This is a genomic window from Pseudomonas phytophila, from assembly GCF_025643095.1.
Taxonomy (GTDB): Bacteria; Pseudomonadota; Gammaproteobacteria; order Pseudomonadales; family Pseudomonadaceae; genus Aquipseudomonas; species Aquipseudomonas quasicaspiana.
In genome coordinates, this window is the sequence record NZ_CP081201.1 from 4,719,242 (window position 1) to 4,737,173 (window position 17,932).

Annotated in this window: 13 protein-coding genes; all 13 read right to left on the minus strand. The window is 58.0% G+C overall.

Going from position 1 to position 17,932, the window contains the following annotated elements; translation table 11 throughout:
* Positions 1–100: 100 nt before the first annotated feature.
* Positions 101–961 carry an NAD-dependent epimerase/dehydratase family protein gene (locus K3169_RS21335; RefSeq protein ID WP_263272338.1) on the minus strand — a complete coding sequence of 287 codons (861 nt, stop codon included), beginning with the start codon at positions 959–961 and terminating at the stop codon, positions 101–103.
* 5 nt (positions 962–966) lie between these two features.
* Positions 967–2,193 carry a class I SAM-dependent methyltransferase gene (locus K3169_RS21340; RefSeq protein ID WP_263267886.1) on the minus strand — a complete coding sequence of 409 codons (1,227 nt, stop codon included), beginning with the start codon at positions 2,191–2,193 and terminating at the stop codon, positions 967–969.
* Positions 2,190–2,750: a dTDP-4-dehydrorhamnose 3,5-epimerase family protein gene (locus tag K3169_RS21345; protein ID WP_263267888.1), complete on the minus strand. Its 561-nt coding sequence runs from the start codon at positions 2,748–2,750 to the stop codon at positions 2,190–2,192. Before K3169_RS21345 ends, K3169_RS21340 begins: the two co-directional genes overlap by 4 nt.
* On the minus strand, positions 2,747–3,829 hold the full coding sequence (rfbG, locus tag K3169_RS21350; protein ID WP_263267890.1) for a CDP-glucose 4,6-dehydratase: 1,083 nt from the start codon (positions 3,827–3,829) through the stop codon (positions 2,747–2,749). Before rfbG ends, K3169_RS21345 begins: the two co-directional genes overlap by 4 nt.
* A complete protein-coding gene (gene rfbF, locus K3169_RS21355) occupies positions 3,811–4,584 on the minus strand; it encodes a glucose-1-phosphate cytidylyltransferase (protein WP_122396592.1) in 774 nt (257 codons plus the stop codon). Before rfbF ends, rfbG begins: the two co-directional genes overlap by 19 nt.
* Before the next feature lie 204 nt (positions 4,585–4,788).
* The gene (locus tag K3169_RS21360) at positions 4,789–8,382 is read right to left on the minus strand and encodes a glycosyltransferase (RefSeq protein ID WP_263267893.1); all 3,594 of its coding nucleotides are present in this window, start codon (positions 8,380–8,382) and stop codon (positions 4,789–4,791) included.
* A gap of 104 nt (positions 8,383–8,486) precedes the next feature.
* Positions 8,487–10,103, minus strand: a complete 1,617-nt coding sequence (locus tag K3169_RS21365; protein WP_122396594.1) for a flagellar hook-associated protein 3 — start codon at positions 10,101–10,103, stop codon at positions 8,487–8,489.
* A gap of 13 nt (positions 10,104–10,116) precedes the next feature.
* Positions 10,117–12,165 carry a flagellar hook-associated protein FlgK gene (gene flgK, locus K3169_RS21370; RefSeq protein ID WP_122396595.1) on the minus strand — a complete coding sequence of 683 codons (2,049 nt, stop codon included), beginning with the start codon at positions 12,163–12,165 and terminating at the stop codon, positions 10,117–10,119.
* 10 nt (positions 12,166–12,175) lie between these two features.
* Positions 12,176–13,396, minus strand: coding sequence for a flagellar assembly peptidoglycan hydrolase FlgJ (flgJ, locus tag K3169_RS21375; protein WP_122396596.1), 1,221 nt, complete (start codon positions 13,394–13,396; stop codon positions 12,176–12,178).
* Between the two features lie 11 nt (positions 13,397–13,407).
* Complete coding sequence (locus K3169_RS21380) at positions 13,408–14,517, minus strand: flagellar basal body P-ring protein FlgI (RefSeq protein ID WP_122396597.1); 1,110 nt, start codon at positions 14,515–14,517, stop codon at positions 13,408–13,410.
* A gap of 13 nt (positions 14,518–14,530) precedes the next feature.
* A complete protein-coding gene (gene flgH / locus K3169_RS21385) occupies positions 14,531–15,244 on the minus strand; it encodes a flagellar basal body L-ring protein FlgH (protein ID WP_027898282.1) in 714 nt (237 codons plus the stop codon).
* A gap of 93 nt (positions 15,245–15,337) precedes the next feature.
* A complete protein-coding gene (gene flgG / locus K3169_RS21390) occupies positions 15,338–16,126 on the minus strand; it encodes a flagellar basal-body rod protein FlgG (protein ID WP_027898281.1) in 789 nt (262 codons plus the stop codon).
* Positions 16,127–16,172: 46 nt separating this feature from the next.
* Positions 16,173–16,910, minus strand: a complete 738-nt coding sequence (locus K3169_RS21395; RefSeq protein ID WP_027898280.1) for a flagellar basal body rod protein FlgF — start codon at positions 16,908–16,910, stop codon at positions 16,173–16,175.
* Positions 16,911–17,932 lie beyond the last annotated feature (1,022 nt).

The following is a 17,932-nucleotide window of genomic DNA, read 5'->3' on the forward strand; positions in this document are numbered from 1 at the left end:
TCTCGATAAAGATGAGTTGAACCAGTGGCCAGAGGCCTTGCGAGAAAAATCCTGCCAATGTGCCGACGCGAATCGGCGCGCATGGTGGCGCTCAATAGCGTCAAGCTTCCTGCCGCCCTTCACTCAAGAGTCCCAGCAGTCGCTTGTTGTCACCCCAGAACGCCATGGGTTCGTGGGGGGAATAACCGTAATGCCCCAGATTCAAATGCAACGAGGCCCCTCTCTCCCGCAACCGCTGCTCGACCAGCGCTCGAACCGAGATCGGCTGACCGCTGGCGCAATTGACGATGCCCGAGAAATCCCGGCGGTGCAGCACGCCGACAAGATGGTTGGCAACCACTTCAATGGCCAGATAGTCCCGCAACTGGTCACCCGCCGACATGTTGAAGGAGCTGTCACCGGCATCAATCGCCCGGTCGAGGCTGGCCAGCAGACTGTTGCTGTTTTGCCCCTCGCCGTGCAGATAGAACAGACGAACCCATTGCAGCGTGAAAGCTTGCTGCCGCTGCAAGCTTTCCAGAAACAGACGCAAGGTGTTTTTAGCCAGGCCGTATGGATTGGTCGGCTGAGCCACGGCGCTTTCATCAAGAGCACCGCTTTGCATGCCGTACTCGAAGCAGGTGCCCGTCACCATCACTTGACCGACACCGGCCTCCACGACAGCTTTGATAAAGCGGTAGTCGGCGAACAGGTTCTGCTCGAAATGAAACAAACCCTGGTAGTTAGGCAGGCCTGGCCACGCCAGGTGCACGAGGGCATCAATACCCTCGGTCAGCGCCGCCACATCGAGATCATCAGCGTGAATATCCGCGCTGACGAACTCAACGTCGTTTATCCACGGCATGCTTTGTGCGACCTGAGCATTGCGGGCAACGGCGCGGACACGGCAGCCTTTGCTCAGCAAAGCGCTGACCAGATGGCGGCCGACAAAGCCTGTTGCTCCGGTGACCAGAACATGCAAAACCGTCACAGGACTTTCAACTCAGGAATGGCCACGACAAAGCGCCCTCCCCAACTGCTCACGCCCGCGAACTGCCCGGTGATTTCATCGATAAGGTTCCAGGGCAGCACCAACACGTAATCAGGCTTTTCCAGCGTGATGCGCTCAGGCCCGACTACCGGAATGCGACTGCCCGGCAAGAACTTGCCTTGCTTGTGGGGGCTGGCGTCAGCGACCCACGCCAACAGATCGGGCTTGATACCGGCGTAGTTGAGTAACGTGTTGCCCTTGGCCGCCGCGCCGTAGCCGACCACGCGTTTGCCATCGGCCTTGGCCTGCAGCAAAAAGCGCAGCAACTCATGCTTGATACGCTCGGCAGCCGGAGCGAGGCTGGCGTAGAACCGGTCAGTTTTAACCCCAGCACTTAACTCGGCCTCAAGTACACGCTGCACGGCAGGCAACTGTTCATGTTGTCCACCGTCAGCGCGCTGCACGAAGACCCGAAGCGAGCCGCCATGAGTGGGCAGTTCGCTGACGTCGAACACGCTCAGACCATTACGCTCGCACAGGGTCTGTACCGCAGTGAGCGAGAGGTAGGAATAGTGCTCGTGATACAACGTGTCGAATTGCGCGCCTGCCATCAGCGTCAGCAGATGAGGAAACTCGAAAGTCGCCACGCCGCCGGGCTTGAGCAAGGTGGCGAAACCGCTCAGAAAATCATTGATGTCCGGGACATGGGCCAACACGTTGTTGGCGGCCATCAAATCTGCAGCCCAGCCCTGCTCCAAAAGCTGCGAAGCGCTCTCACGGCCAAAAAACAGCTCGCGAATATCCAGACCTTTGGCCCGCGCCGCCTTCGCTGTGCTGTGCGTCGGCTCGACCCCCAGACAGGCAATCCCGCGCCGGGCTACGTACTGCAACAGGTAGCCGTCGTTGGCCGCGACTTCCACGACCCGGCTCTGCTCATTCAAGCCAAAACGCTCGACCATGATCGCCACGTAATGCTCGGCATGCTCCAGCCAGGTACTGGAAAAAGAACTGAAGTAAGCGTAATCGGCATCAAACAGGCTGTCGGCTCGCGTGTAGTCTTCTGTCTGCACCAGCCAGCAGGATTGGCAGACCTGAACTTTCAGCGGCACCCACTGCTCGGCGCTGTCCAGTTGCTCTGCCCGCAGATAGGCATTGGAAGGCGGCGAAGTGCCCAGATCAATCAGTGGCAGACTCAAGCCCGTACCGCACCCACGGCAATTCATAAACGCACTCCGGCGAATTGGGCATCCAGCAAGGGATGCGAAAGATCTCTTTCCGACAGATTCTTGACGGGCAACGGCCAGGGAATACCCAAGCGTGGGTCATGCACGCTGAGTCCACCTTCGTGACCCGGTGTGTAATCGGCGCTGTGCAAATAGAGTAATTCGGCATCGTCGGTCATGGCCTGAAAGCCATGGGCGAAACCCGCCGGGAGCAGCAGGCTGCGGCCATCACCAGCACGCAGGTACTCGACATGCCAGTGCAGGAAGGTGGCTGAATCAGGGCGCAGATCTACCGCAACATCCCAGACTTCACCCCGCAGGCAGCTGATCAGCTTGGCTTCCGGCAGGCTGGCGTTCTGATAATGCAGGCCGCGCACAGTCCCTCGCTCGCGGGTACAGGAATGGTTGATCTGACGGATATGAAAAGGCTGGCCAAACTGGCCCAGGCTGCCTTCGCAAAACAACCTGGAGAAATGCCCGCGCTCATCGGCATGATATTTATGTTGAACGCTGAACAACCCGTCCAGCGGCAACGCATGCAACATGAACTCGCTCAATGCGACCCCCGATACAGATTCAATTGAGTGAGGGTCACCTCACGCATGTCTTTGCCAGCCTTCCACGCCAGGTGCCAGTCCAGCGTCTGCTCCACGCATTGCTGCAACGACCAGCGAGGTTTCCAGCCCAGCACCTGCCGGGCACGGCTGCTGTCCAGGCGCAAGAGACCGGCTTCATGCAGATCACTGGGCTCGATACGCAAGCCGGGGGCTTGAGGCCAGCGACGGGCAAGCAGTTCGACCACTTCGCCCACGCTGCACATGTCTGCTTCACCAGGACCAAAGTTCCAGGCACCGGCAAACTCCGGGCCTTGCTGATACAACCCGGCCGCCAACAACAGATAACCGGCCAGCGGCTCAAGCGCGTGCTGCCAGGGTCGGACTGCCTGCGGGTAGCGCAGGGTTACCGGCTCACTGGCAGACCAGGCCTTGAGCACATCAGGTATCAAGCGCTCCGGTGCAAAATCGCCACCGCCCAGCACGTTACCGGCCCGGGCAGTGGCCAGCGCCAGGCCGTGCTCGGCGTAACGTTCTGCCGGAAAAAACGAAGCCGAATAAGACTGGGCAAGCAACTCGCAACAGGCCTTGCTGCTGCTGTACGGATCATGCCCGCCCAAAGGCTCGTCCTCGCGATAGGGCCAGAGCCATTCCTGATTCGCGTAAACCTTGTCGGTGGTCACCAGCACGCAAGCACGCACACCGCCGACCTGGCGGATGGCTTCAAGCACGTTGAGCGTGCCCATGACATTGCTTGAATAGGTCCCCAGCGGATCGCGATACCCTTCACGCACCAGCGGTTGCGCAGCGAGATGCAGAACGATTTCCGGCTGGGTCTCGGCGATGATTTCCAGCAGAGCACCCAGATCACGCAGATCGCCGCGCTGGTCATTGATGCCCTCGGCAACTCCGGCCAGCTCGAACAGGCTTGGCTCGGTGCCAGGCTCAAGGGCAAAGCCCGTAACGCTGGCGCCCATACTTTTCAGCCACAAAGCCAGCCAACTGCCTTTGAACCCCGTGTGACCGGTCAACAGAACGCGCTTGCCGCTCCAGAACTGCGAACTCAGCCCCACTGCTTCCATGGGGCCTCCCCGCTCTGCCACAGTTGTTCCAGGTGATTCTTGTCACGCAGGGTGTCCATGGGGTGCCAGAAACCATCGTGCTGGAAAGCCTTCAATTCGCCACGCGCGGCGAGGCCCATCAGGGGTTCTGCTTCCCAGGTGGTATCGTCCCCGGGGATCAGCGGCAACACTTTGGGTGACAACACAAAGAAGCCACCGTTGATCCAGCCGCCATCACCACGAGGCTTTTCAGAAAAACCGAGCACAAGGTCGCCATCGCGCTCCAGCGCACCATAACGTCCTGGCGGCTGAACGGCAGTGACCGTCGCGAGCTTCTTGTGAGAGAGATGAAAGTCCACCAGAGCGCTGATATTGAGATCGGACACACCGTCGCCGTAGGTAAAGCAAAAGGCTTCTTCGTTTTCCAGATAGCGGCCAGCACGGCGCAAGCGACCACCGGTCATGGTCTCTTCACCGGTATCGATCAGGGTCACGCGCCAGGGTTCGCTGTAGTTCTGATGAACGTCCATGCGGTTGTTACACATATCGAAGGTGACGTCAGAGGTATGCAGGAAGTAGTTGGCGAAGAAATCCTTAATGGCGTAGCCCTTGTAGCCCAGGCAAATCACGAAGTCGTTGATACCGTGAGCGGAGTACTGCTTCATGATGTGCCAGAGAATTGGCTTGCCGCCGATTTCGATCATCGGCTTGGGCTTGAGATGTGACTCTTCGCTGATCCTTGTACCCAGCCCACCGGCCAGAATTACTGCCTTCATCTCATCCCCTCTTCCACTTCACAGTGCCCCCGTCGAGCTTTCGGGGGCTTTGCAAACCATCTGGACAAACCGTCAACGCTACCTGGATAGCGCTCATCGGCTGGCGCAAATACACGTTTTATGACGATATAAAGGGGAATATGCAGGAAGCGCGCCAGCCTGGATTGCCCAGGCCAGCTTCAACAAAAGGTCAGTCGAGGTGCATCAGTCGGCCAGCCAGCCATTGACCCAATGTTCAAGGTTATCGCTACGCAGAACGAAATCCCGAAGCACCATCTCACGCAACTGATCACCCATGCGATAGCTGGCCTCAGGGTCGGCCAGGTGCATGCGAATCGCCTCCAGCCATTCCTGGGTGCTATTGCTCTTTACCCGGGTGCAGGGCAGATAACCACGATAGGCCGCAGTGTCGGTACACACTACCGGATAGCCACAGGCGCCGTACTCCAGCAAGCGCAGGTTGCTCTTGCAGTCGTTGAAGATGTGGAATTCCAGCGGTGCAAGGGCCAGATCAAGGTTCAGGCTGGCCAGTTTGGCCGGGTAAGCACTTAGGCTGATGACGCCATGAAACTCATGGATGTAAGGACGCAACTCGTCGGGGCACATGCCAAAGAACACCCATTCCACCTCGTCGGCCAACTCGCGAACAACCTCGGCAATGATCTCCAGGTCGCCGCTATGACTGGTGCCGCCGCCCCAACCCACCCGCGGTTTTTTGGATGTCCGGCGGCGGCTGCGTAGATTGCTCCACATGGACGCCTCCAGCATATTCGGCACCACCCGAATATCGTTGTGCATGCTCGAGAGCGCGTCGGCCAACGACTCGGTGGTGACCACCACGCGATCACAAAGACCTATGGCGCGGCGCACCATACGTTCCATTTCTTCCTGCTCAGGCTTGTTGCGGGCATGCAGGTTTTTCTTCGTGGACTCTATGACGTAGTCATCCAGTTCATAGATGCGCCGCGCCCTGGAGTAGGTTTTCATCGGCACGATTTCATTGATCGGGCCTTCGCTGTAGCGACATTGCAGGATGATCACGTCCGGATCCAGCCGCTCGAATTCAATAATCGACGGCGTGGAGTAGTAAACCTGTCCTGCCGCCCTGCCCGCTGCCTGAAGCTCGGCCAATGGCTGAGTCACCCGGTAATGTCCAACAGCACCAGCATTGATAGGCAGGGCCGCGACCACTGGCAGCGTCTTGCGCACGAACGGACGCCAGCCATTAACCAGCCCTGGGTCAAGGCCAAAACTACCGCCACCCAAGGTATTCAGTGACAGGTTGACGTTGTAGGCCGGATCCCGGGCAATGATCGGCAACCACCGTTTGTAGTAAGTCTGCGTCTCTACAGCCTTGCGCTCCTCCAGCCCGGCATCGACCGTGACCGGTCGATTGCCAAGGGCCAGTTGAGCATAAGGCGTCCAGACCACCAGATAACCTTGCTGGCGAATTCGCAGACACAGGTCCACATCGCCCAGGGTGCTGGAAAAACTTGACTCATCCAGCCCGCCCACCTCATCAAACACCTGCTTGCGCACCAGTAGACAGTCAGCCCCGACCGCACTGAGATCATGGGCAACCTGCAAACGGTGCATGTAACCAGCCACACGACCGGTAACTCCGTTGATTGCTGAGCTTGCCGGACCATGAAGCCCGAGGATCAACCCGGCGTGCACGACATTGCCAGACGGACCGAACAGCTTGGCTCCCACCACTGCAACCTCCGGACGCTGTCCGTGGTTGAGCAACTCATCGAGCCAGTCCGATTCGGTCACCACCGCAAAGGCGTTGAGCATGAGCAGATAATCGCCTCGGGCATGGTCGGCAGCGAAGTTATAAAGCGCGGCAGTGTTGCCCTGCTCCGGATAGCTCAACACGCGCAACTTGTCACCGCCCAGCTGCGCCATGGCTTCCAGCCAGGCCAGGGTGCCAGGCTGCTCGCTGCCATTGTCCACCAGCAACAGCTCGTACTCTGTGTAGGCCGTTTTTTCCAGCAGACTTTCTGCGCATCGCTGCAAGGCCGCTATCTGATCCTTGCAGGTGATGATGATCGACACCAGCGGGCGCGCTGCGTGCTGGTAATCGATCCGGTTGAGCAGCGGCATGCTGCCCTGACGCAGATCATGCTCAACCCCCAGACGCTGAAGATGTGCGCGCAGCACCGCCGGGTTTTGCTCGACCACTTCCGGCTGGGCCAGCCAACCAGACAGACCTAGCGGCGCCTCTACCAGAATGTTGCTGATGTGTTCCACAACATGGGTGCCATGGGTTTCTACCAGACGCCAGAGCACATCGTGAGGGGCCAGCTCGCCATACCCTGCATCAAAGCCACCGACGGCAAGAAACTGCTCGCGGTTAAATGCCAGCATTCGGCCCACGTAGGGGTAACTGCGCAGCAGATCCAGGTTGAAATCAGGCTTGAAGATCGGGTCTACAGACTCACTGTCGCGCAGCCCGCCTTCATCACTGTAGAGGCAAAAGGCATCGGCAAAGGCGACGATCCGCTCGGCCATCACCAGCAAGGCCGGCGCGATAACCCGGTCGCCCGCCTGTAGCAGATAAAACCAGTCCGCGCCCTGCAACTGCCCCAAAACCTCATTGAGCTGTTGCTGCCAGTTGTTCTGCAGCGGCATGCGCAGCGTATTACCCTCCAGAAGGGTCTCGGTGCAGCTGCGGGAAAGCACCAGCATCAGATGCGGCGGATAATCCTGCGCTTCGAGACTCTGCAAGGTTACCGCCAGCTCGCCGCCAGTGACCTGATCATCAATGATCACCGGGACGATTTTTGGCTGCCAGGACCATCCATCCAGGGTCTCAGGCAAGAGGTCGCGCTGCACCGCGGAGAGGGAGCGACACGCCAGCCATTGCTCATACAACTCTGAAAAACTCTGAGCCTTGACGCCGACTCGCCATGGAAGCGTGGTCTGCCGGGTCCCCATCGAACGGCTGATGCAAATCTCTTCCCAGATCCGCGGGGCCTCGTGGGCCCGGCTCAGCGGCAGATAACGAACCCAGCCATGGGCCGGTGCCGACTCACCACTACGCCCTTTGAGCATCTGCAGCAACCATTCGCGTTCGACGCGCACGGCGTCCTTCATCGACGGCTGTGTGCTCAAGCGATCGGGGTACAACCGCTCCACGCTGAGGATATCGTTGAGCAGCACGAGGTTGCCGCGACGCAACAGGCAAACATACAAAGCAAAATCCAGGCTTGCGACAAAGCAATGATCCGGCTGGGTCAGGGCTGGCAGCAGCTCCTGAATATCGGTGCGCCGGAATAAAGTACTGCTGAACCCACCCAGAAAATTGACCGGGAAAGACTCGATAATCGCCAGCAGATCATCGCCCTTGAGGATCGAACTGTGCGGACAGATCACGTCATTTTCCAGACGCTGCGGAAGCTGTATGTTGTCCGCATCCCAGAGCATTCGCTGTGCACAAACCAGGCTAGCATCGGCTTGCTCTATCAGTGCATTGGCCTGAGCTTCGATACAGCTGGGGAAAACAAGATCATCATCACAGAGAAACTTGATGAACTCGCCCTGTGCTTCATTTAAGCAGGCCAGCAGGTTACCCGTCAGGCCCAGATGCTCGGCGTTACGCACGTAGCGAAGGCTGACGCTCGCGGCGTCGCTCAACGAATCGAAGATGGACTTGATTTCGCTGCCGCGACTGTCATCACAGACGATGACTTCAAGATTGGAATACGTCTGGTGCAGGGCACTGACCAGTGCAGCGTTGAAAAAGCGCGGGTTGTAGGCGGGGATGACGATACTGACGAGAGGAGCTGGATTCACTGGACATACTCACGAGCGGCGGGCCTGCCTTACGGATCAAGCCCCTTAACCGCTGAAAAAAGACGGTTTGCTCGGCGATGCGCCGCATTTCTGCGGCGTTGCACTTACAACTGACTGAACAGATTCAACTGCGCCAGCTTGGTAAATACCAACTGCGAAGCCGTCAACATGGTCTGCTGCATGGTCAAACGCCCGATAGCATCCACCGGATCGGAGTCGGTAATCTTACCCTGCTCCAGCGTGTTGTTGCCCTTGAGCAGATCATTGGTTATGCCCTGAGCATCGGCACGGGACTGACGGGCACCACCGGCGGAAATGGCGGTTGAAACCCTCTCGGTGCCGCTGGTGATGTTACCGAGGGCAGAATCCAGAGCAGCCTGCAATTTCTGGGCGGCCTGTGGGTCTCCGTCGGCCGGGGTACTCAGCGCGGTGATCACCGATGAAAGGGTATTGAGCACGTTCTGGGTCTGCTGAGTACCACCCTTGACCACGAACTGGTCATTGATGTCAGGCGTACCATTGATTGTGAAATTAATACCGGAAGCACTGATGGTCGTGTTCGGTGGTGTCAGCGTCATCGTGCCGCTGGAAACCGGCGTGCTGCTGCTGGTGATCGGCGATGCATACAGCGCGTAGTCGGTAGCCGAGGTGAACTTGAGGACCGCGCCACCGGCAGGGAACGTATTGTTATACGCCGCCAACTCTAAAGCAGTGTTACCCACTGCCGCATCAGTGATCACTGCACCCGACGTGTTGCCGTTGCTGCGCGTAGTACTGATTTTGTCTGTCGTAGCCGCCAGAGTGAAGGTACGCTCAGGAGGCCCGGCAATAGCCGCGTCAGCAAGCGCCGGATCAGCCCGTTCGGCATCCGTAAGGTTCACATTGAGGGAAAACTGTACGCCACGAAAATTAACCGTCTGGGACCCAGCATTTGCCGAAGAGAAATTACCCCCGCTGCTGGCATCGATAGTGACGTCAGTGTTGGTCGCAAGACTCGTGATCTTGTACTGCGTGCTGCTCAGAAAGGTCAGCTCGTAGGGCTGCCCTGCCAGATACTCTGCCGAATAAGCGGCATTGGAACTGACGATACCCCCGGACAGGCTGATCTTGCCGTCATTGGTTCCAGGCGACGTCAGAGTCGACGAGGTACGGGTGGTGTTGACCGCCGTTTCGAAAGCGTCCCAGCCTGTAGTGTTGCTCGCAACGCTCAAGCCGTCGCCAATGGCGAGGTTGATGGAGGTCTGGTCACCGTTGTAAGAATACGTGCCATCCGAATTCAGGGAATAAGGTGCTGTCGTCGTCTTCGAGCCGGAAAACAGGTACTCGCCGTTGGCATCCTGGCTGTTCATGAGCCCCAGAATCTGGGTCTGCACCGCTTTCAATTCGCTGGCGGCGGATTTACGGTCGTTGTCTGTGTAAGTACCGTTACCTGCAGCAATAATCAGCTCAGACGCCCTTTGCAGCGCATCTTTGATACTGCCCAACGCCGTTTCTGACTTGGTCACGTTGGTGCCAATCGTACTGATGTTGGAACCGTACTGAGTCAGCATCGAGTTCTGTTGGGACAATGCCAGCACTCGCGCGGCACCGACCGGATCATCGGCAGCAGTATTGAGCTTGATCCCGCTGGAGACCTCTTCGCCCGTCTGGTTTACCTTGGCATAGGTGCGCTGGTAATTGGCGGTACTGGTTTCGTAAAACTGAGCAGTTGAAATACGCATGGATTACGCCCCCTTAAAGACTGTTGATCAGCGTGCTGAAAATGGATTGCGCCGCTTTGATGATCTGCGAAGACGCTGTGTAGTACTGCTGATACTTGATCAGGTTGGCGGCTTCCTCATCAAGGGAAACCCCGGATACTGCGTCGCGCGAATTTTTTGACTGGGTCAACAGTGCGGCAGTCGCAGTCGTATCGCTAAGCCCCTGAGCAGCCGCGGAACCGACGTTTGAAACGAGAGTGCCATAAGCAGCCGACATGCTCTGCCCAACGGTACCGTTGACACCTACGGTCTGCTTGGTCTGCAGCGTCAGCAAATCAGTCGCGTTGCGGTTGTCAGCAGACCCCGCGCCGGTCAGAGCAACGTTGTAGGCATCATTGCTGTTGGGCGCACCCGCAATGGTCATATCGAACGAAAAGGACTGAGCAGCGCTGGCAGAGTCGGTGTAACCCACATTAAAGGTCAGCGTGTTGCTTTGCCCTGGCACGATATTGCCGGTGATGGCGGTACCGGTCTTGTCCAGCACCGCGTTGCCCTGAGCGTCCAGCAACTGATAGCTCTGAACACCCCCTGACGCGGTACCGAACAGCAGCTTCAGCGGCGTCGAGCTGGTGATTGCATTACGCAGGTCAGCCGTTGCCGTGGTGTCGTAAATATTCGATTTAGTCGTGAGTGTCGGCTGGGTAAAAGTACCGGTACCCGAATTGCCTGCTGCGGCAGTCGCCGTCAGCGGTGCCGCCGCAGCGACAGTGCGCGGATCGGAAATCACGGTTGACAATGCCGAGGCCGCATTGCGGGTCGGCGTCAACTTGAAGCTGTCACCAAACCCCATGTCGTTGCCATTGAGGCTGACCGAGAAGCCATCGAACTGCTTGGGCGGATTGTCATCCAGACTGCCACTGCCGACCGACGTGCCGTCAGGCAAAGACCGAACAATAAATTTCTTGTTGTCACCGCTGTCGTTGAAAACAACCTCGTAATCGCTGGAGGTCAGTTTACTGGTGTCAGTGATCGTGACATCAAGATTGCCCGAGCCGGCGGTGTTGGTCGAACGACCGATACTGCGCTGGCTGGTCTGGCTCGGGTCGTTGATGCTGCTGAACAGATTGGAGCCAAAGTTGCCGTTGAGGTCGATGCCCTGATTCAACTGACTGTTGACCTGATCGGAAAGCACCAGCGCCATCCGGCCTAGTTCGTTGGTAGCCGGGGTCAAGACCTCGCTGCGATAACGCAACAGGCCACCGATGGTGCCGCCAGTGATCACCGACGTCACGTCTACATTCGCGGTGCCGTAAGTCAGCTTCAGGCCGTATTGCAGCGGATCGGTCGCACTCGGTGCGGCAGTCATTGTGTACGCAGTGCTGCCAGTGACCAGGGACTGCCCGGTACCGATGTAGACATCGAAGCTGCCGTTGGTCTCGACCACCTTGGCACCGACCAGCTCATTGAGCTGACGCACGGCCTCGTTACGCGAGTCCAGCATGGTATTGGGTGTCGCGCCGGTCGCAGTCGCCGAGGTGATCTGCTTGTTGAGCGAGGCAATAGTCGACGACAGCTTGTTGACCTGATCGGCCGTGGAAGACAACTGGCTGTTAACCGAGCCGTTCTGCGAACTCAGTTGTGAGCTGATCGAGTTGAAACGAGCACTTAACGCGCCTGCCTGGGTCAGGAACAGCTGCCGGGAGTTGGAGTCAGTAGCGAGTTTCGATACACCCTGCAACTGGGTGAAAAACTGCGACAGTGCCGTTGCAACACCCGTGGCGCTGTCCGACAGCAAGGTATCGGTCTTGGAAGCTTGCCCTGAATAAGCCACCGCATCGGCACTCAGCGCGGTACTGGTTTGCAATTGGGCGTCCATGTAGCTGTTGTAGATCCGACGAACGTCGGACAGCGTGGTCCCGGTACCGATATAGCCAGCACCCAGATTCTGCTGCAACGAAGCAGTGGTCATGACCTGCTGACGCGAATAACCCGCGGTATCCACGTTAGCCGTGTTATTACCGATGGTGTTCATCGCCGCACTACTCGCGGACAGACCCGACAACCCAATTGAAAGCAGCGACATGATTAAAACCTTATAAAGTCGTGGAAGAGCCCGTAGCGGCGGCGTAGTTCTGGTAACTCTTCATCTGTTTCGCAATCTGCGAAATCTTGCTGGCATAGTCAGGATCCGTAGCGTATCCAGCCTTCTGCAATTCTTTTACAAACTGTTCAGGGTTATCGGCAGAATTCACGACTTCTTTATAGCGATTGTTGTTCTGCAACAGGCTGACCAGGTCGTGGAAGCTGTCTGCATAGGAGTCATAGGAACGGAAATCCGCCGTCTCCTTGACCATCTTGCCGTCACGGAACTCGCTGGTAATTGCCCGCGCCTGCTTGCCATCCCAGCTACCCGTCGCCTTGATACCGAACAGGTTGTGACTGCTGCTGCCATCCTGCTGACGCATGATCGACTTGCCCCAACCGGTTTCCAGTGCGGCTTGCGCCACCAGGATCGCCGGATCGACGCCGATGCGCGCAGCAGCATCCTTGGCCAGTGGCAACATGGTCGCCATGAACTCATCGGAATTGCCGAACGCACGTTTGGCCGGAGCCAATGGCGGCTGAGCAATACTGCGCACGTATTGCGGGGTCGCTGGCGCCAGATTCGGGTCCATGGTCCAGTCGCCGTTTCCACTGCCTGTGCCTTTACTGGCCACGTTGTTGCGAGCAATAGGCGACAGCTCAGTAGCACCCGACGGCACGATGCCCGCCAGCAGACGATCAGTAAGTTTGCTGGGCAATGCCAAGCGGCGGGAATTGAGCGCTGCCACATCGTTGCGCCCTTCTGCCACTGCAGCGGTCCTGTCACTCGCGGCCGAACGCGTCGCCCACAGCGGACGTTGCTGAACGCTGGCAGCCAGACCGTTGGCGGCAGTCGAAGCATCGCCTTTTGCCGCATCAGCGGTAGCAGCCGTGTGCATGTTGCGAGTCTTGGACAATTGACGCATCAGCACGTCTTGCAGGCCGATACCATTGCCCCGCCCGGACAACGTCACGGACAACTGCTGGTCATACATGTCCTGATACTGCCGGGTTGCGGCGGTATTCATCGGATTGTCCTTGGCCAGCACTTCGTTGGCAGAGCGCATTGCCTTGAGCATCTGACTGACGAACAGCGACTCGAACTCCTGCGCAACCTTTTTCAGGTTGGCATCGCTGTTCACGTCACCGGTTTTCAACGAGCTCAGACGATTGAGGTCGGTGTACGCACCTGAGTCGATACCTGAAGAAACCGGGCTCTTTGGCATGTCCATTAACAGTGTCCTCAGATCACGATCAGGTCGGCCTGCAATGCGCCGGCCTGTTTCAATGCTTCAAGGATTGCCATCAAGTCGCCGGGAGCAGCGCCCACCTGGTTAACGGCACGAACAATCTCATCCAGCGTGGTGCCAGGGCCGAACTTGAACATCGGGTGCAGCTCTTGCTGAGCATTGACCTTGGAGCGTGGCACCACAGCCGTCTGGCCATTGGAGAGCGGCCCTGGCTGACTGACAATCGGGTCTTCGGTGATGGTCACCGTCAGGCTGCCGTGAGTCACGGCGGCAGGCGAAACCTTGACGTTCTGACCGATCACGATGGTGCCGGTACGCGAGTTGATGATGACTTTAGCGGCGGTCTGGCCCGGATCGATTTCGAGGTTTTCCAGCACCGACAGATAGTCAACGCGCTGACCCGGATCCAGCGGCGCGGTCACACGAACAGAGCCGCCGTCGAGCGCCTGGGCAACGCCAGGGCCGAGCAGGTCATTGATCTTGTCCACTACGCGCTTTGCGGTAGTGAAGTCCGAACGGTTGAGGTTCAGCGTCAGCGTATTGCCCTGATTGAAGCCGCTCGGCACTGCTCGCTCAACCGATGCACCACCCGGAATACGACCGGACGACGGCACGTTGACGGTGATCTTCGAACCGTCCCGGCCTTCAGCATCAAAGCCGCCGACGACCAGGTTGCCCTGAGCGATTGCATAGACGTTGCCGTCGACACCTTTCATCGGCGTCATCAACAGCGCACCACCGCGCAGGCTTTTCGAGTTACCGATCGACGACACGGTGATATCAACGGTCTGGCCTGGTTTGGCGAACGCGGGCAAGTCTGCGTACACCGCTACTGCCGCGACGTTTTTCAACTGCACGGTACCGGAACCGGTTGGCACCTTGATACCAAACTGGGCCAGCATGTTGTTGAAAGTCTGCAAGGTAAACGGGGTCTGAGTGGTCTGGTCACCCGTGCCATTGAGACCCACGACCAGGCCGTAACCGATCAACTGGTTGGCCCGTACGCCGGAAATACTGGCGATGTCCTTCAAACGCTCGGCATGGGCGCCGAACGCGGTAGACAACAGCAGTGCTGCCGCGAGCAATTGCTTGAGATTGATCATGTTTATCCCGCTATCAGAAAGGGAACAACGGGCTGAGGAAGAACCGGTCAAACCAGCCTGGCTGGCTCGAATCGGCAAATGCACCAGTACCTGAATACGTAATGCGCGCGTCGGCCACACGAGTGGACGAAACGGTGTTGTCAGTCGCAATGTCGTCAGCACGAACCAGACCGGCGATGCGCACCAGTTCGTCACCGGTGTTCAGCGTCATCCACTTCTCGCCGCGAACCGCCAGAATGCCGTTGGGCATGACGTCGGCAACGGTCACCGTGACCGAACCGGTCAAGCTGTTGCTCTGGGCAGCCTTGCCGTCACCGGCAGTGGTGCGTGCGCCGTTGTAGCCAGCGCCGAGACTCAAATCGTTACTGCCAATCGGGTTGTTGGTGGTCAGCCCAGAACCGAACAGCGAGGTCAAACCGATGTTCGCCGTGCTGTTCTTGGAGATGCCCGAGCTTGCAGCCTTGCTGGCGGCCATCCGCTCCGACAAGGTAATAGTGATGATGTCGCCGACCCGGAAGGCCTTGCGGTCGCCATACATGTTCTGCTCGAAACCCGCCTGATAAATCGAGCCGTTGTTCGCTGCAGCAGGCAGCGGCGTACGCGGCATCACCGGCGCGTAATAAGGGTCATTAGGCTTGGCATTAGGCGCAACGCAGCCTGCCAGCAGAGCGATTCCACAGAATGGCACCACCAACACAGAAAACCGCAGAACAGATAGCCGTTTCATGACACTTAAAACCTCGCGGTGTAACTGGCGCCGGGCAGGCGCCGTATCGAATTGAGCGGGTACAGCAACAGGTCAAACAGGTCGATCAAAGCGTTACAGGTTCTGCGTCAGGTTCTGCAGCATCTGGTCAGCCGTCGAGATCACTTTCGAGTTCATCTCGTAAGCACGCTGAGTGGTGATCATGTTGACCAACTCTTCAACGGTGCTGACGTTGGAAGCTTCAAGAGTGTTCTGCAAAGTCGTACCCAGGCCGTTCAGGCCAGGCGTTCCGACTTGCGGCGCACCGCTGGATGCAGTTTCCAGGAACAGGTTGCCACCTTGCGCTTGCAGACCAGCCGGGTTGATGAAGTCAGCCGTCTGGATGTTGCCGATAATCTGTGGCGTTGCAGTCGCACCGGCCAAGGTGATCGAAACAGTACCGTCCTGACCTACGGTGAAGGTCTGGGCGTTCTGCGGTACGACGATGGCGGGTTCCAGCGCATAACCATTGGCGGTCACGATCTGGCCGTTGCCGTCCAGGTGAAACGTACCGTCACGGGTGTAGGCGATGGTGCCGTCAGGCTGCATGATCTGCAGGAAGCCACGACCGTTCACTGCGATATCCAGTGGGTTTTCGGTGGTTTCCAGGCTACCGGCGGTGAAGTTTTTCTGCGTACCGACGATGCGCACACCAGTACCCAGCTGCAGACCGGACGGCAGTTCGCTGTCCTGGGTCGACTGAGCACCCGGCTGACGCTTGATCTGATAGAGCAGGTCCTGGAACTCGGCGCGATCACTTTTAAAACCCGTGGTCGAGACGTTTGCCAGGTTGTTGGAAATGGTCGTCAGGTTCATGTCCTGAGCGGCGAGACCGGTTTTCGCGACATATAGTGCAGGAAGCATTCTTTCTCTCCTCGTGCGTCGGTTTATCGACGCAAGCTGTCAATGGTTAGCCCTGCAAGATGCGCGTGGCGGATTCGTCGTTCTGCTCAGCGGTTTTCATCATCTTGACGTGCAATTCAAATTGGCGGGACAAGGCCAGAACGGAAGTCATTTCTTCCACGGCGTTGACGTTGCTCGCCTGCAAAAAGCCCGACTCGACCTGAACGTTGGCGTCGGCTGGAGCCGCTGCACCGCTCTTCAGGTGGATCAGGCCATCTGGGCCTTTTTCCATGGTTTTCATATCAGGTCTGACGAGCTTGATACGGTCGACCTGAGCCATGACTTGAGCGCTCTCGCCCAGGGAACGAACGCTGATGGTCCCATCAGCGCCGATTTCAATCTGTTGTTGCGGCGGCACGGCGATAGGACCGCCGTTGCCCATGACCGGCAAACCATTGCCAGCCCGAAGCACGCCGACGGCATCGATATTCATGCCTGCACTGCGTGTATAAGCCTCGCCACCATCAGGTGTCTGAACGGCAATCCAGCCATCGCCCTTGACCGCGATGTCGAGATCACGACCGGTCTGGATCATTGCGCCGCCACTGAAGTCAGTACCGGGACGTTCGCTCATCGCGTAGGCACGCGAAGGCTGAACCTCGCCAAACACTGGCATCGAGCGCGCTTGTTCAAGGTCGCGCATGAAGCCGTTTGTCGAGACGTTAGCCAGGTTGTTGGCATGAGCCTTTTGCGCAACGGCGTTTTCAGATGCACCGCTCATCGCGACGTAAAGCAACTTGTCCACAGTCTTCCTCCTCTGACAGACGTTTGCCGTCTGTAGCTGTTCTAACAGGGAGATAGCAATATCCGGACCAACTTGTCGGCGTTGATACAAAGCACTGATTGTTCAGCAAAAACAGGCGTGCTCGTCGTGAGGACTGAAGTACGGGATGGAAATGCGGCGGCGGATTGCCACATTTGCTTCGAGGGGTCGGATGGGCCGCCAAAAAAACTACGCTGTGTGTTTTTGTATGGCGATTTTGTGTACATATCCGTTGTCGCGGTAATGGCTTCTATTGGTTGCGCCCTTACGGCGCCTCACTTTTGATGGAGCGCAAAAGTAAGCAAAACGCTCTTGCCCCACCACTTGGCACCTCGCTGTCGCTCGGTGTACCCGCCCGCAGATCCTGAACCGTGGGCCGCCGCAATGGGCCATCCATGGCCCGGTGCGGCTAACCCGGCGTCCCTGCCGGGTTGCCCACGCTTCAGAATCTGCGTTCGGCCAGCGTGGTTTAACGGGGCGCCCAAGATCAAGATCAAAAGCAGATCAAAAGCAGATCAAAAGCAGGGGTTTCACCTCGGACCGGTAGGAGCGAACTTGTTCGCGAGACGTCAGCACAGCCAACACAGACGTTGTCTGACACACCGCTTCGCAGCCTTCGGCAGCTCTCATCAAACACAAAATAACTAACTGAATTTAAATGCTTTTTCTGTAGGAGTGAGCTTGCTCGCGATAGCGTCAGGCCAGGCGGTAACTTTTCAACAGGTCAACCGTTATCGCGAGCAAGCTCACTCCTACAGGATCCGTGTTTGCTGCGCGACAGCGCTGTGTCAGGGCACAGAGCGATCTCCTACAGGACATCGGCAAGTTCACACAATCAGGTCGGCTGTCAGGCCGCCGCGCTTTTGATTTTGATCTGAGGCGCCCCGTTAAACCACGATGGCCGAACGCAGATTCTGAAGCGTGGGCAACCCGGCAGGACGCCGGGTTAGCCGCATTGGGCCATGGATGGCCCGTTGCGGCGGCCCACGGTTCAGGATCTGCGG